Below are 14,397 nucleotides of genomic sequence, written 5' to 3' on the forward strand. Positions count from 1 at the left end.
CAGGGGTGCCGCCGCGGCTCAGCCGCGCCGACCTCCGCTGATGAACTTGCGCCAGAGGCCCTGCGAGTTGCCTCGGGTGGCGGCGGTTCGGCGCACCTGGTCGACGTAGACGGCGGTGATCAGCACCGCGCCCACCGCGACCTGCTGCCAGAAGGGCTGCACGCCGGTGATGACGAAGCCGTTCTGCAGCACCGCGGGGATGAACAGACCCACGACCGTGCCCATGATCGTTCCGACGCCGCCGAAGAGCGACGTGCCACCGATCACGACGGCGGCGATGACGTTCAGGTTGGTCTGGGTCTGACCCGCGATGGCGGTGGTCGAGAACTGCGACAGCGAGAGGATGCCGCCGAGCCCGGCCAGGGCGCCCGAGATCGTGTAGATCTTGATCAGCTGCGCGTCGACCTTCACACCGACCCGGCGGGCCGCGATCTCGCTCGAGCCGACGGCCAGCGTGTAGAGGCCGAAGCGCGTGTAGTGCAGCACGATGGCGCCGATGATGACGACGACCAGGGCGATCACGCTGATGATCGGGACGCTGCCGAACACGTTGCCGTAGCCGATCGAGACCGTCAGCACGGTGGGCACGTCGCGCACGTCGACGCCGCCGGTGAGGATCTGGGCGAGGCCCAGGGCCATGCCGAGCGAGCCGAGCGTCACGATGAGCGGCGGGATCTTCGCCTTGGCGATGAGGAAGCCGTTCAGCAGCCCCCAGCAGACGCCGCTGAGGATCGAGACGATGATGCCGACGGTGGCGACGCCCCAGCCTTCGCCGCCCAGGGCCCGCATCACGAGCGCCGAGACGACACCCGAGAACACGAGCACCGATCCGACGGAGAGGTCGATGCCGGCGGTGATGATGACGTAGGTCATGCCGACCGCGAGCACGGCGAGGATCGAGGCGTTCTGGATGATGAGGCGGAAGTTCGACCACTGGGCGAACGACTCGGGAGCCAGGATGCTGAAGACGATGATGATGGCCAGCAGCACCAGCAGGATCTGGAACGCCTGCGTGCGCAGGACGGCCTTGATCGGGTTCGTCTTGTGGTTGTCGAAGGTGCCGATGGCCACCGTCTCGGTGGGAGGCGTCTGCGTGCTCACTTCTGGTCGTCCTTCGTGACGGCGCCGGTCATGAGTCCGACGAGTTCTTCCATGGAGGTGTCCGCGGCCTTGATGTTGGCGACGCGGGTACCGAGGCGCAGCACCTGGATGCGGTCGCTGACGTCGATGACGTGCGGCATCGAGTGCGAGATGAAGACCACGGCGATGCCCTTGTCGCGGACGCGCCGGATGGTCTCGAGCACGTTCTTCGTCTGACGCACGCCGAGGGCGGCGGTGGGTTCGTCGAGGAAGACGACGCGCGACGCCCAGTGCACGGCGCGGGCGATCGCGATCGCCTGCCGCTGTCCGCCCGACATCTCACCGACGGGCGAGGTGAGCGAGCGCACGGTGGCGCCGAGCTCGTCGAACGCCGCGCGGGAGGCGACGGCCATGTCCTTCGTCTTCATGAACCCCAGCGCTCCGGCGAGGCCGGGGCGGCGGACCTCGCGGCCCAGGTACATGTTCTGCACCGGGTCGAGGTGCGGGGCGAGCGCGAGGTCCTGGTAGACCGTCTCGATTCCCAGGCCCGAGGCGACCTGGGGGTTCGACATGTCGATCGGGGTGCCGTCGAAGCGGATCTCGCCCTCGTCGGTGGCGAGGTTGCCGGACAGGGCCTTCACGAGCGTCGACTTTCCGGCGCCGTTGTCGCCGATGAGGGCGGTGACCTCTCCGGGGTAGACCTCGAAGTCGACGTTGTGCAGGGCTCGGACGGATCCGAACTGACGCGACAGACCCCGCGCCTGCAGCACGGGCACGGTCGTGGTGGTGCTCATGAGGCAGCTCCTTCGTGGTGGCCGACGCCCCCGGCGGGGGCGTCGGAGACGGTGATGACGAGATCGGCGCGGTGGCGCCCGCGCTCGACGACGAGAGCGTTGGCCTCGTCGACGTCGCGGACCCAGGCGACGGCGTCGTCGTGGGGATGGTCGTGGGACAGGCGGCGTGCGACGAGACGTTCGCGGCGGGTGTCGGCCTCGATGTCGAGGAACCAGACCTCGTCGAGACGGGATGCCACGGCATCCCACCCGAAGTCGTCGTGCAGCAGGTAGTTGCCCTCGGTGATGACGAGGGGGACGTCGGCGGGCACGAGCACCGCCGAGCCGATGGACTCCTCGAGGCCGCGGTCGAAGCGCGGGGCGTAGACGGCGTGGCCGGCGCGGAGGCGATCGAGCAGGGCGACGTAGCCCTCGACGTCGAACGTGTCGGGGGCGCCCTTGCGGTCGCGGCGACCGAGGCGCTCGAGCTCCTCGTTGGCGAGATGGAAGCCGTCCATCCCCACCAGGACCGCGTCGGATCCGAGGGCGGCGAGCAGCGCGTCGCTCACCGTCGACTTGCCCGCGCCGGGGGTGCCCGCCAGTCCCAGCACGCGGCGCTCGCCGGTCGCCGCGAGGTTCCGGGCACGGGCGACGAGGTCGTCGAGGTGCACGGTGACGGCGGCGGCCGTCGCGGCGTTATCCGAGGTGTGGGTCACAGCGGTGTGGTCCTTCCGGGCGACGCCGCACATCGGAGTGCTGCGTCGGTGAAGCGGGTCCGGCGGGAGGCCGCCGGTCGAACTCCGGTTACGGTAAGCCCGTGATGACACCGGTGTCAACACCCGTGATCAATTCGTCATGACACCGAAGTCATCCGCGTGATTCTGTGGTTATCATGGGCCGCGGCGACATCGACGTCGCCCCCGACATCGTGAACCCGAAAGAGCCCCGCCCATGAGCGAATTCTCCGACCGCATCATTCTCGTCACCGGCGCCGGTGGCGGTATCGGCGGCACCACCGTCCGCCACCTCGTCGCCGCCGGTGCGACCGTGCTCGCCGCCGGTCGCACGGCCGACAGCGTCGCCGCCATCGCCGAAGAGACCGGCGCCGAGCCCGTCGTGTTCGACCTCGAGTCGGAGGACGAGATCCGCGCCGCGATCGAGGGACGCGACCTCTACGGCGTCGTCAACTGCGGCGGATGGGGCGGCGAGATCGCCACCCCCATGGAGACCGACATCGACGTGTTCGACAAGGTCATGAGCATCAACGCCCGCGGCTCGCTGCTGGTCACCAAGTACGCCTCGCGCGAGATGATCCGCGTCGGCAAGGGCGGCGCCATCGTCAACGTCTCGAGCCAGGCGAGCCTCGTCGCCCTCACCGGCCACATCTCGTACGGCTCGTCGAAGGCGGCGCTCGACAACATCACGCGCGTCTCCGCCCTCGAGCTGGGCGGCTACGGCATCCGCGTCAACAGCGTCAACCCGACCGTCGTGATGACGCCGATGTCGGCCTGGTACTGGGGGCGCCCCGACATCGAGGGCCCGTTCCTCGACGCGATGCCCCTGCACAAGTGGGCCACCGAAGACGACATCGCGGCCCCCATCGTGTTCCTCCTCAGCGACGGCGCCGGCATGATCTCGGGCGTCTCGCTGCCGATCGACGGCGGCTACTCGAGCCGCTGATCCCGGATGCCACGGGGCGGCGTCGCGGTGGGCGACGCCGTTCCGCGGTCTGTCGTGCGGTGGGCGGTGCGCCGGGCTACAGGCCGAGCGTCCGCCGCAGGAAGTTGTTGCGGAAGACGCCGCGGGGGTCGACCCGATGTGCCGCGGCGGTGAAATCGTCGATCCGGGCGAGGCTCGCCCGCACGGCCTCGCCGGGCATGGTGAACGCCTTGCCCCAGTGCGGGCGCACGTCGAACGGCGCGAGGGCGGCCTCGATGTGCGGGAGCACCGCGAGGACCCCGTCGGTGTCGTTGCGCCAGGTGAAGTGGATGGCGATCACATCGCGCTGATACGCGGGGCTCAGCCAGAGTTCGTCGGCGGCGACGGTGCGCAGCTCGGAGACGAGCAGCTGCGCGGAGAACGCGGGGGCGATCGCGCGCACCGCCGCGAGCGCATCGCGGGCGGAGGCCATCGGCACGAAGTACTCGGATTGGATCTCGTCGCCGTCGCTCGGCAGGGCGTCGGCGCGGAAGTGCGGAAGGCGCGTGTGCCACGGGCCCGGTGTGCCGCGCGGAGTGGTGTTGTCGACGGTGCGGATGCGTCCCAGGTGGATGTCGTCGCCGACGGGGCGGCCCCCGAGCGCCTCCACCCAGTCCGGTGCGCCGTCGTCGCTCTTGGCCCACACCAGATCGTGCGCCGGGTCGCCCCACGTCGTGAAGACGCTGACGCTGCGTGAGCCGCCGAACACGCGCTCGGGTTCGCCCACGATGTCGTCCCACGCCACGCCGGTGTACGCCTGCTGCGTCACCGTGTACGACGGTTCGGTCTGCAGCTCGACGGCGGTGATCACGCCGAACGCGCCGATGCCGAGCGCCGCGGCGGCGAACCACTCGTGCGTCTGGTCGATGTGGTGCGTCTGGCCGTCGGCATCCATGACGTCGACCGCGCGAACCGCGCTCGACAGGTTGCCGTTGCCGAGACCCGAGCCGTGCGTGCCCGTCGCGGTGGCGCCGGCCACGGAGATGTGGGGCAGCGAGCCGAGGTTGTGCAGGGCGCGGCCCTCGGCCTCGAGCACCGGGGCGAGCTCGGCGAAGGTGACCAGTCCCTCGACGCGGGCGCGGTCCCCGTCGATCTCGATGCGCACGGGCAGCTGCTCGAGCGAGACGAGCACACCGTCGGTGTCGCCCACGTCGTTGAACGTGTGACGCGTCGCCTGCACGCGCACCGCGTCGGCGGAGGTCAGTACCTTGGCGAGCTCGTCGAGGTCACCGGGCAGCAGTGTCTCGGCGGCACGGTAGCGGTGGTTGCCCGACCAGGTGGCGCCGGGGGGTCGTGTCTGCATCAGTGCTCTCCTCGCGTGGATGTCCCTATCCTGCCCCGCACCACCGACATTCGGGTGGGCGCGTGCGAGTGCGGCGGCGGTGCGGAGGGGAGGGTCGGGGACCAGCGGAGGGTGGATCGGGCGCTGCGGTCCTCCGCTCGTCCCTAACACTCCGCTCGTCCCGCCCCGCGCCGCCTCAGCGCTCAGCCGCCCCGGCTCAGCGCGCCGGGAACAGCGCGGCCTCGAACACCGCCTCGGCGGCGCCCACCAGCAGGCGGTCCTCGCCGAGCTCCGCGACGGCGAGACGCAGACCCTCGGCGCACGCGGGGATGGTCTGCGCCCGCACGGCCGCGTCGAGTCCGGCCAGGTCGCGCGCCGCGAGCACGGCGAGGAACCCGCCCAGCACGATCACAGCCGGGTTCAGCACGTTGGCGGCGTTCGCCAGGGCCGTGGCGAGGATGCGCCGTTGGCGATCCACCTCGGAGACGTCGGGAATGGATGCCAGAGCACGGGCGAGGGCGGCGTCGTCACCGCCGTCGAGGGCCGCGGCGGCGAGCAGGTGGGCCCGGCTCACCTCGTCTTCGAGCACGCCGTCGGCCGCCCGCCGGTCGGCGATGTCAACGATGCCGGGGCGGTTCTGCCCGAATTCTCCCGCGTAGCCTCCCGCTCCGCCGAGGGGGGTGCCCCCGACGATCACGGCGCCGCCGATACCGCTCGCGCCGCCGTTGAGGTAGACGACGTCGTGCGCTCCGCGCGCGGCACCGAAGAGGTACTCGGCGAGTGCGCCGAGGGCGGCGTCGTTGCCGACGTGGGCGGGGAGGGTCGTGGCATCCGTCACCAACTGTGAGAGCGGGGCGTCGATCCATCCGAGGTGCGGGGCTTCGCGCACGAGTCCGTCGGAGGCCCGCACCGGTCCCGGCACGGCGATGCCCACCCCGGTGATCCGGGCGTCGGCGAGGGGGCCGCGACGCCAGGCCGCCAGCCGCTCGGCGATGATCTCGGCGGTGCGTTCGGGGGTGAGCAGCGCCCGCTGGTCGAGGCGTTCGCGCACGAGGATCGTGCCGTCGAGGGCGATCGCTGCGAGGTCCAGCGCGTCGACCTCGGGGTTGGCCGCCACGGCCACGACGCGGGGGTCGGGGGCGACGATCGGCGAGGGGCGGCCCACGCGACCCTGAGTGTCGGAGGCCCGCTCGATCACGAGCCCCCCGCGCTGCAGTTCTCCGACGAGGTCGGCGATCGTGGAGCGGTTCAGTCCCGTGGCCGCGGTCAGCGCAGCGCGCGAGCGCGGGCCCTCGCGGTGCACGGTTCGCAGCACGAGCGAGAGATTGGCGCGGCGCATGCCGTCGCCCCGAGTGCCCGCGCTGACCATGCGACCACTGTGCCATGCGCCGAGCGCTCGGCCCATGCGCGTCGGTGTCCCGTGCGGAGCCTGCGCCGCTTGCCGTGAAGAAGCGATGTTCCCACCCCGGGCCTAGCTAGCGGTGCCAGGATCGGAGCATGGACCTATCCGGCATCCCCATCACCACCCTCCAGGGCGAAGAGACGACCTTCGGCGCGCTCACCGACGGCAAGGCGGCGCTCGTGGTCAACGTCGCCTCGCGCTGCGGGCTCGCGGGGCAGTACGAGATCCTCGAGGCGCTGCACAAGCGCTACGCCGAGCGCGGATTCACCGTGATCGGCTTCCCGAGCAACCAGTTCCTGCAGGAGCTCAGCGACAGCGAGAAGATCGAGCAGTACTGCTCGGCGACGTGGGGCGTCACCTTCCCGATGACCGAGAAGGTCAAGGTCAACGGGCGCAGCGCCCACCCCCTGTACAAGGAGCTCACGACGACCCCGGATGCCGAGGGCAAGACCGGTCGCATCTCGTGGAACTTCGAGAAGTTCGTCGTGGCCCCCGACGGCCGCGTGGCGCGCTTCAGCCCGCGCACCCAGCCCGACGACCCCGAGGTCATCGCCGCGATCGAGGGGGCGCTCCCGCGCTGACGCGCTGGCGCGCTGGCGCCGTGACGCGCTGGCGCCGTAACGGCTGGCGTCTTGACGCGCTGGCGCCCTCCCGGAGCCGTGACGCCGAGGGCGGCGTGCCTTGGCTGTCGAGTGTCCAGAACACGCCGTCTCCGCCCGGGGCGGTGCGGCGTGCCCTGGACACTCGACGGGGGAGCGGCAACGGGGCACGGGAACGCGGCGGGTCGATGTCGGAGGGCTGCCCTATCCTGACCGGGACCTGACCCGTGAAGGAGTCCCCATGGCCGATGCCGTCGTCCTCGTCTCCGGTGGTGCGGCCGTCTCGCCGTTCACCGACCCCGATCACGCCGCCGGCCGCGGCCTGGCCGCAGGAAACACGCTCACCGCGCTGCGCCGGCACCTTCTCGATCGTGGCCTGCGGGTGTTCACCGCACCCGCCCGCCTCGGTGTCGGCGAGGTGCGGGCCGATGCCGGGTGGCAGGGCTTCGACGACGTGCCCGTCGTGTTGCCCGCCGAGATGACGATCAACTCGGTCGGCACCATCGACGACGCCGGCGTCGCGCTCGCCGCGTTCTTGCGCCGGCTCGCCGCCGAGCACGCGGTGACGAGCGTCGACCTCGTGGGGCATTCGATGGGCGGGCTGTTCGCCCGCGCCGCGATCCGCGAGCTGGGCGACGAGGACCCGCGTGCCGAGCGGCTCATCACCCTCGGCACCCCGTGGGACGGCGCGGTGCTCGGTGATGCCGTCGCGGGCGAGATCACGGATGCCGATGCGCACGGCGACCCGTCGACGACGACGATCCTCTCCCAGGCGCGCGCGTACGCCGCGGCGAACTCCGAGGGTGCGGCCGAGCAGGTGTCCCATCGATACCTGCGCGAGTGGAATCGGGCGCAGACGGGAGTGCTCGACGGCATCCCGGTCACCGCGGTCGGCGCGGGGTACTTCGCCGCGGCGGTCGAGCCGGCGCGGCTCTGGCCGCACGACGGTCTCGTCTCGCTCCGCAGCGGACGCGCCGACGACATCCCCGCCGAGGTGCTTCCCGAGGCGAGGCGTCACGCGTTCCCCGACGACGTGCACAGCATCTTCTTCGCCGATGCGTTCGGGCTGCCGTGGGAGCGCGCGCTGACGTGGGACCCCGCGGTGTTCGCGGTCGTCGACGAGGCCCTGGGAATCTGACCGGAACGCTGGACGCCGTGGCATCCGGGTTATATGTTGTGAGAACCAACAAACCCGCCGTGCGTCACCGCGCACTCGTGCGTCTCCATGCGAAGGAGCAGGAATGCCCACCCCCACCCGCGATGACAAGTTCTCGTTCGGCCTCTGGACCGTCGGCTACAACGGCGCCGACCCGTTCGGCGGCCCGACCCGCCCGGCCCTCGACGTCGTGCACGCCGTCGAGAAGCTCGCCGAACTCGGCGCCTACGGCCTCACCTTCCACGACGACGACCTCTTCGCCTTCGGCTCCACCGACGCCGAGCGCCAGAAGCAGATCGACCGCCTGAAGGGCGCGATGCAGGACACCGGCATCATCACGCCGATGGTCACCACCAACCTGTTCTCGGCCCCCGTCTTCAAGGACGGCGGCTTCACCTCGAACGACCGCGAGGTGCGCCGCTTCGCCCTGCGCAAGGTTCTGCGCAACCTCGACCTCGCCGCCGAACTCGGCGCGAAGACCTTCGTCATGTGGGGTGGCCGCGAGGGCGCCGAATACGACTCGGCGAAAGACATCCGCCAGGCACTCGAGCGCTACCGCGAGGCCGTCAACCTGCTCGGCGACTACGTCACCGACAAGGGCTACGACATCCGCTTCGCGATCGAGCCGAAGCCCAACGAGCCCCGCGGCGACATCCTGCTGCCGACCCTCGGCCACGCGATCGCCTTCATCGACTCGCTCGAGCGTCCCGAGCTCGTGGGCGTCAACCCCGAGGTCGGTCACGAGCAGATGGCGGGCCTGAACTTCTCGGCCGGCATCGCCCAGGCGCTGTACCACGGCAAGCTCTTCCACATCGACCTCAACGGCCAGCGCGGGATCAAGTACGACCAGGACCTCGTCTTCGGCCACGGTGACCTGCACAACGCGTTCGCGCTCGTCGACCTGCTCGAAAACGGTGGCCCCGGCGGCGTTCCCGCCTACGACGGCCCTCGCCACTTCGACTACAAGCCCTCGCGCACCGAAGACGAAACGGGCGTCTGGGACTCGGTCTCGGCCAACATGAACACCTACCTGCTGCTGAAGGAGCGCGCCGCGGCCTTCCGCGCCGACCCCGAGGTGCAGGCGGCGCTCGAGGCATCGAAGGTCCCCGAGCTCGCTCAGCCGACGCTGAACGAGGGCGAGACCTACGACGACTTCCTCGCCGACCGTTCGGCCTACGAGGACTTCGACACCGACGCGTACCTCGGCGGCAAGGGCTTCGGCTTCGTCCGCCTGCAGCAGCTCGCCACCGAGCACTTGCTCGGCGCGCGCTGAACTGCACGGGCCCGGATGCCGGGGCATCCGGGCCCGACGCCCCGCCCCCGGTCAGGTCTCGGCGTCGCACCCCGTTGAGTGTCCAGAACACGCCGTTCCGGACCGAGCGGATGCGGCGTTTCCTGGACACTCGACGGGGGAGGCCGGGCCGCCCGGTCGTCCCGCCCAACCGCCGCGTCATCACCCCGTTGAGTGTCCAGGACACGCCGTTCCGGACCGAGCGGGTGCGGCGTTTCTTGGACACTCAGCCAGGGGAGGCCTGCCCGCCCGGCCGCCCCGCCCGGCGGCGGCGCCGCCCGTCCGACCCGCCCAACCGCCGTGTCATCACCCCGCTGAGTGTCCAGGACACGCCGTTCCGGACCGAGCGGATGCGGCGTTTCCTGGACACTCAGCTGCACCTCGCGGCATCCGCGTCGCGTTTCGAGGGACACCCGAACGTCTTCCGGGAACATCCGGGTGTCGTGGACACTCGACGAGAACACCACACGAACATCCCGCGCCGATGACGGCGCGGACGGCAGAGAGGGTGAGCATGGCGCTCGTCATGGGAGTCGATTCGTCGACGCAGTCGTGCAAGGTCGTCGTCGTCGACGCCGAGACCGGGCGCGTGGTGCGCGAGGGGCGCGCGTCGCATCCCTCCGGCACCGCGGTCGATCCCGAGGCGTGGTGGAGCGCGCTCCAGGATGCCGTCGCCCAGGCCGGCGGTCTCGACGACGTCGCCGCGGTCTCGATCGCCGGGCAGCAGCACGGAATGGTCGCCCTCGATGCCGAGGGTCGCGTCGTGCGCGACGCCCTGCTGTGGAACGACACCCGCTCGGCCCAGGCGGCACGCGACCTCATCGACGAGGTCGGCGCCGACGCGTACGCCGAGCGCACGGGCGTGGTGCCGGTCGCCTCGTTCACCGGGACGAAACTGCGATGGCTGCGGGATGCCGAGCCCGACAACGCCGCCCGCGTCGCCGCCGTGGCGCTGCCGCACGACTGGCTCACCTGGCGTCTGCGGGGCTTCGGTCCCGGCAACGCCGTGCTCGACGAGCTCGTCACCGACCGCTCCGACGCCTCGGGCACCGCGTACTGGGGCGCCGACGGTTATGACCTCGAGCTGTTCCGCCGCGCCCTGGGGCACGACGCCGTGCTGCCGCGCGTGCTCGGCCCGTGGGAGAGCGCCGGAACCCTCTCGGGCGGCGCCCTCGTCGGGCCCGGCGCGGGCGACAACGCCGGCGCAGCGCTGGGCCTGGGCGCGGGGGTCGGCGACGTCGTCGTCTCGCTCGGCACCTCGGGCACCGTCTTCGCCGTCGCCGACACACCCACGCGCGACACCACGGGCACCGTCGCCGGATTCGCGGACGCCACCGGCAAGTTCCTGCCCCTGGTGGCGACGCTGAATGCTGCCCGCGTGCTCGACGCGTTCGCCGGGCTCCTGGGCGTGACGCACGACGAGTTGGGCTCGCTCGCTCTGGAAGCCGAGCCGGGGGCCGAGGGGCTGGTGCTCGTGCCGTGGTTCGAGGGCGAGCGCACACCGAACCTGCCGCACGCCCAGGCGTCGCTGACGGGCATGACCCTGGCATCCGCGACCCGTGGGAACGTCGCCCGGGCGGCGATCGAGGGAATGCTCAGCGGCCTCGCCGTGGGGCTCGAGGCGATCCAGTCGCAGGGCGTCGAGGTGCGTCGCATCCTGCTCATCGGGGGTGCGGCCGCCAACGAGGGTGTCGCGCGCATCGCCGCGCAGGTGTTCGATGCCGAGATCGTCGTGCCGGCGGCGGGGGAGTACGTCGCGCTCGGTGCCGCGCGGCAGGCCGCGGGCGTGCTCGCAGGCGGTCCGGTCGAGTGGGCGATCGCGACGACTCGTGCCGTCGGATCCGATCACCGGGCGGCGATACGCGGGCGATACGACGTCGTCGCGGCACTGCGCGCGGCGGAGTAGCGCGGGGGATCGTCGGTGTCTCCCGAGGGGATGCCGATGCGCCACCCGGTCAGGGTCACTCCGGCGTCGCCGTGCGTCGCGGGGCGCTCGCGTCGATCCGGTGCGTGTCCCGTCCGGCGATGACGGTCGCGTTCGGGTGAGGTCGACGCCCCCGTGTTCCCCCCGATGACGCCGCGACCCGTCGCGTCACGTCGACGTCGGCGCCTGCGGGGCCGGCAGGCGTACCGACGCGTCGTCCGGCTGCACCCGGACGTAGGACGGCTGCCGCACGGCGCGCACCCAGGCGTAGGCTCGCGCGCCCGGAATCGGGCGCCGGACCGCGTCGAAGCGGAGCCCCCGGTCGTCCTGGTCCGGGTCGAGGCGCAGTTCGAGGAGGGCGAACGGATGCCAGGGACCGAGCGCCGACGCGTGCCCGAGCGTGAGCACCCACGGGGTCTCGTCGACGGCCGGGAGTTCGCCGGGGTCGGTCGCCGCCGGCGCCCCCGACCGCGTCCGGGCGACGAGCAGTACGGCGCCCCACCGGCCGCGGTACGGCAGCAGGGTACCGAGGCGCGCGCGTTCCGCCTTCCGCCGTGCGAGCAGCACGAAACGCGCGGGCACGCTCCAGCCGGTCGAGGCGAACTCGAGGTCGGCGGGGGCCGGCTTCGTACCCCCGTCGGGCCCGTTCCAGCCCGCCGCGTCGAATCGCACGGCCAGCCCGAGCACGTCGGGCAACGGTGCGGGCAGGCCGAGCGACCGCGACACGCGCGCCACGACCGGTACGGGCTCGGCGGGTGCGGCGTCGACGAAGGAGATGCCGGCGGGTGCGGCATCCGGGATCCACTGCATCCGACCGCTCAGCACCACTCCCCGGCTGTGGATCGGACGGGGATGGCGAAGCCGTCGCGCCGCCGCGAACCCATGACCGAGCAGTTCGCCGATCGCACGGGCGAGGGGCGAGCGGTCCGGGGGAGGGATGTCGACGGCGGAGGTCATGCGCACATCGCAGCGTGTGTTCGCGCGAGGTCCGAGGGGGTTGCGCGACGCTACTGTGAGGGACCATGAGCGGCGAGGTCGGGAGCAAGCGCATCGGTGTGCGCGAGGTCGCCGTTGCCGCGGGCGTGTCGACGCAGACCGTGTCGCGCGTGCTCAACGGCTACCCGGGAATCCGCGACGCCACTCGCGAGCGCGTGCTCGACGCGGTCGCAGCCCTCGACTACCGGGTGAACAACGCCGCCCGGGCGCTGGGCACGAGCCTCACCCGCACGGTGGGGGTCGTGGCATCCGATGCCGTTCTGCACGGTCCTTCGGCGGGGATCGCCGCGCTCGAACGAGCGGCGCGGGCGCGCGGGCGGTGGATCTCGACCGCTTACACGGACTCCGACGATCCCGCCGACATCGACGCCGCCGTGCGCCACCTGCTGGCGCAGGGGGTCGATGGGATCGTTCTGGTCGCTGCGCACGGGGCTACTCCTCTCGAGGGGTACGACGTGCCGATCGTGCCGCTGTACGGCGAGTCCGGTATTCGTCAGCGCGATGCGGCCGCCCTCGTCGTGGATCATCTCGCCGACCTCGGACATCGCCGTATCGTCGAGCTCGCCGGCCCGTCGGACTGGCGCGAGGCGCTCGCTCGTACCGCGGGCGTGGCCGACGCCGCCGCCCGCCGGGGGCTCGAGATCGTCGACCGGGTCGAGGGGGATTGGAGCGCCGCCTCCGGATCCGCCGTGGCCGACGCCGTCGCCGCGCGGGTCGCCGAGGGGGCCACCGCCGTGGCCGCCGCGAACGATCAGATGGCGTTGGGGCTCGTCGCCGGTCTCGCCGCGCGGGGCACGCGTGTTCCCGCCGACGTCTCGGTGACCGGATTCGACGACAACCCGGATGCCGCCTTCTACACGCCCGCGCTCACCACGGTGCGCCTCGACGTCGAGGGTGAGGCCGAGTACGCGGTCGCCGCCGTCCTCGGCGACGCGGCCCCGGCGCCCGCGGCCCCCGTGCTCGTGGCGCGGGATTCGGTGGCGGCTCCGCGCTGACGGTGCGGCTCAGTGCGGCGCAGGTCCGGCCCCGAGACCACACGGTTCGCACAAGATCACAGGGCGGAGCGGGTGATGTCGGCAGGAACACGTGATCTAGGCGCAGTCCCGCGGGGCCGGCGGCCGGGGAGCGGCCCCGGGGACTCAGCGCGACACGTCGGACAACGGGCCGGTCAACCACCGCTCCACGTCGCTTACGCGGCGCAACCGCACGACGGGCAGGTCTGCGCGCAGAGAGGGGATCCGCTCGCGGTAGTTGTTGCGGGTCGAGATCGACCAGCGCACGATGTGCTCACGATCGGTGAAGAACGTGAGCAGCGACGGCTCGACGTTGCCGTTCCACAGGCGCTCGCGGCGGAGGCGACGGCGCAGCGTCCGACCGATCACCCGGGGGAGGGTCACGGTCGCGAAGGGAAGGTCGAGCCACACGAGCAGGTCGGCGCGTGCGGTCAGCAACGGACGCGCTTCGGTGTACTGCCATTCCGTGACCCACGCGGTCTGGGCTGTCAGCGCTCGGACGTCGTCGAGGAAATCGAGACGCGGGGTCCATTCCGGACCGTGGAACAGCGCGTCGATCTCGGTGTGAGGGACGCCGAGAACGCGGGCGATCCGTCGCGCCAGCGTGGTCTTGCCGACGCCGGAGACCCCCGCCACGACGACGCGTCGAGGTCGCGCGGGGAGCGGGTCGGTGGCGCACAGCATCCGCCCACCGTACGACGCTGCATGTCTCTCACGCTCGCCCTTCCCGCTGTGCCCGGGTTGCCTTCCATAGCTCCCCGCCGCGCCCGCACGCCGAATTACCTCTCGCGCCGCCGCAATGTTACCGGTAACATTGCGACCGAAGCCCCACCCGAACGAGTCGAAGGAGACCCCGCGTGACCGATGCCGCCCCGTTCGCGCCCGAGGTGCAGCAGGCGATCGACGCCGTGCGCGCCGACGTCGCGAAGCTGCACGCCGAACTCGTGCGCTACAACCTCATCGTCTGGACAGGCGGCAACGTCTCGGGCCGCGTCCCCGGTGCCGATTTGTTCGTGATCAAGCCCTCCGGCGTTTCGTACGACGACCTGGCCCCCGAGAACATGATCCTGTGCGACCTCGACGGAAACGCCATCCCCGGTACTCCCGGCAGTGAGCGCAGTCCCTCCAGCGACACCGCGGCCCACGCCTACGTCTACCGGAACATGCCCGAGGTCGGCGGCGT

Annotated in this window: 14 protein-coding genes; 7 read left to right on the forward strand and 7 right to left on the reverse strand. The window is 71.7% G+C overall.

Going from position 1 to position 14,397, the window contains the following annotated elements; genetic code table 11:
- Positions 1-18: 18 nt before the first annotated feature.
- From IFR11_RS13175 to IFR11_RS13185, 3 genes are read right to left on the reverse strand one after another with little or no spacing between them, the layout of a single operon-like run.
- Entirely contained in the window at positions 19-1,101 is a 1,083-nt protein-coding gene (locus tag IFR11_RS13175; RefSeq protein WP_055839353.1) for an ABC transporter permease, read from the reverse strand.
- Positions 1,098-1,874 (reverse strand): ATP-binding cassette domain-containing protein, encoded by a 777-nt coding sequence (locus IFR11_RS13180; RefSeq protein ID WP_055939186.1) that lies wholly within the window; start codon positions 1,872-1,874, stop codon positions 1,098-1,100. Before IFR11_RS13180 ends, IFR11_RS13175 begins: the two co-directional genes overlap by 4 nt.
- On the reverse strand, positions 1,871-2,569 hold the full coding sequence (locus tag IFR11_RS13185) for a nucleoside/nucleotide kinase family protein (RefSeq protein WP_235560586.1): 699 nt from the start codon (positions 2,567-2,569) through the stop codon (positions 1,871-1,873). The genes IFR11_RS13180 and IFR11_RS13185 overlap by 4 nt, the downstream gene beginning before the upstream one ends.
- Positions 2,570-2,804: 235 nt before the next feature.
- On the opposite strand from IFR11_RS13185, the gene IFR11_RS13190 reads away from it, so the two are divergent.
- Positions 2,805-3,533 carry an SDR family oxidoreductase gene (locus IFR11_RS13190; RefSeq protein WP_191916453.1) on the forward strand — a complete coding sequence of 243 codons (729 nt, stop codon included), beginning with the start codon at positions 2,805-2,807 and terminating at the stop codon, positions 3,531-3,533.
- A 76-nt stretch (positions 3,534-3,609) separates the two neighbouring features.
- Here the strand turns inward: IFR11_RS13190 and IFR11_RS13195 are convergent, their stop codons facing one another.
- Together IFR11_RS13195 and IFR11_RS13200 are read right to left on the reverse strand one after the other, a co-directional pair.
- Positions 3,610-4,854 (reverse strand): D-arabinono-1,4-lactone oxidase, encoded by a 1,245-nt coding sequence (locus tag IFR11_RS13195; protein WP_191916454.1) that lies wholly within the window; start codon positions 4,852-4,854, stop codon positions 3,610-3,612.
- 196 nt (positions 4,855-5,050) lie between these two features.
- The gene (locus IFR11_RS13200) at positions 5,051-6,202 is read right to left on the reverse strand and encodes an ROK family transcriptional regulator (protein ID WP_191916455.1); all 1,152 of its coding nucleotides are present in this window, start codon (positions 6,200-6,202) and stop codon (positions 5,051-5,053) included.
- 128 nt (positions 6,203-6,330) lie between these two features.
- Here IFR11_RS13200 and IFR11_RS13205 point away from each other — a divergent pair, with 128 nt between their 5' ends.
- From IFR11_RS13205 to xylB, 4 genes are all read left to right on the forward strand, one after another.
- Complete coding sequence (locus IFR11_RS13205) at positions 6,331-6,816, forward strand: glutathione peroxidase (protein WP_055839341.1); 486 nt, start codon at positions 6,331-6,333, stop codon at positions 6,814-6,816.
- Between the two features lie 259 nt (positions 6,817-7,075).
- Positions 7,076-7,972, forward strand: coding sequence for an esterase/lipase family protein (locus tag IFR11_RS13210; protein ID WP_191916456.1), 897 nt, complete (start codon positions 7,076-7,078; stop codon positions 7,970-7,972).
- Between the two features lie 103 nt (positions 7,973-8,075).
- A complete protein-coding gene (gene xylA / locus IFR11_RS13215) occupies positions 8,076-9,263 on the forward strand; it encodes a xylose isomerase (RefSeq protein ID WP_055939172.1) in 1,188 nt (395 codons plus the stop codon).
- A 532-nt stretch (positions 9,264-9,795) separates the two neighbouring features.
- Positions 9,796-11,187, forward strand: a complete 1,392-nt coding sequence (gene xylB / locus IFR11_RS13220) for a xylulokinase (protein WP_191916457.1) — start codon at positions 9,796-9,798, stop codon at positions 11,185-11,187.
- Positions 11,188-11,373: 186 nt separating this feature from the next.
- Here xylB and IFR11_RS13225 read toward each other — a convergent pair whose 3' ends face one another.
- The gene (locus IFR11_RS13225; RefSeq protein WP_191916458.1) at positions 11,374-12,162 is read right to left on the reverse strand and encodes a hypothetical protein; all 789 of its coding nucleotides are present in this window, start codon (positions 12,160-12,162) and stop codon (positions 11,374-11,376) included.
- Between the two features lie 65 nt (positions 12,163-12,227).
- Here IFR11_RS13225 and IFR11_RS13230 point away from each other — a divergent pair, with 65 nt between their 5' ends.
- On the forward strand, positions 12,228-13,196 hold the full coding sequence (locus tag IFR11_RS13230; RefSeq protein ID WP_191916459.1) for a LacI family DNA-binding transcriptional regulator: 969 nt from the start codon (positions 12,228-12,230) through the stop codon (positions 13,194-13,196).
- 144 nt (positions 13,197-13,340) lie between these two features.
- On the opposite strand, the gene IFR11_RS13235 is transcribed toward IFR11_RS13230, so the two are convergent.
- Positions 13,341-13,898 carry an AAA family ATPase gene (locus IFR11_RS13235; protein WP_191916460.1) on the reverse strand — a complete coding sequence of 186 codons (558 nt, stop codon included), beginning with the start codon at positions 13,896-13,898 and terminating at the stop codon, positions 13,341-13,343.
- Between the two features lie 173 nt (positions 13,899-14,071).
- Here IFR11_RS13235 and IFR11_RS13240 point away from each other — a divergent pair.
- Positions 14,072-14,397 (forward strand): class II aldolase/adducin family protein (locus IFR11_RS13240; protein ID WP_191916461.1); only part of this gene is annotated, 326 nt, incomplete at its 3' end.

The organism is Microbacterium sp. CFBP 8801, assembly GCF_014839455.1.
In the GTDB taxonomy this organism is placed as follows: Bacteria; Actinomycetota; Actinomycetes; order Actinomycetales; family Microbacteriaceae; genus Microbacterium.

Bases quoted from the DNA above. Each gene is read 5' to 3' on its own strand.
- IFR11_RS13180 (WP_055939186.1), bottom strand. From the start codon at position 1,874: ATGAGCACCACCACGACCGTGCCCGTGCTGCAGGCGCGGGGTCTGTCG.
- IFR11_RS13190 (WP_191916453.1), top strand. From the start codon at position 2,805: ATGAGCGAATTCTCCGACCGCATCATTCTCGTCACCGGCGCCGGTGGC.
- IFR11_RS13195 (WP_191916454.1), bottom strand. From the start codon at position 4,854: ATGCAGACACGACCCCCCGGCGCCACCTGGTCGGGCAACCACCGCTAC.
- IFR11_RS13200 (WP_191916455.1), bottom strand. From the start codon at position 6,202: ATGGTCAGCGCGGGCACTCGGGGCGACGGCATGCGCCGCGCCAATCTC.
- IFR11_RS13205 (WP_055839341.1), top strand. From the start codon at position 6,331: ATGGACCTATCCGGCATCCCCATCACCACCCTCCAGGGCGAAGAGACG.
- IFR11_RS13210 (WP_191916456.1), top strand. From the start codon at position 7,076: ATGGCCGATGCCGTCGTCCTCGTCTCCGGTGGTGCGGCCGTCTCGCCG.
- xylA (WP_055939172.1), top strand. From the start codon at position 8,076: ATGCCCACCCCCACCCGCGATGACAAGTTCTCGTTCGGCCTCTGGACC.
- xylB (WP_191916457.1), top strand. From the start codon at position 9,796: ATGGCGCTCGTCATGGGAGTCGATTCGTCGACGCAGTCGTGCAAGGTC.
- IFR11_RS13225 (WP_191916458.1), bottom strand. From the start codon at position 12,162: ATGACCTCCGCCGTCGACATCCCTCCCCCGGACCGCTCGCCCCTCGCC.
- IFR11_RS13230 (WP_191916459.1), top strand. From the start codon at position 12,228: ATGAGCGGCGAGGTCGGGAGCAAGCGCATCGGTGTGCGCGAGGTCGCC.
- IFR11_RS13235 (WP_191916460.1), bottom strand. From the start codon at position 13,898: ATGCTGTGCGCCACCGACCCGCTCCCCGCGCGACCTCGACGCGTCGTC.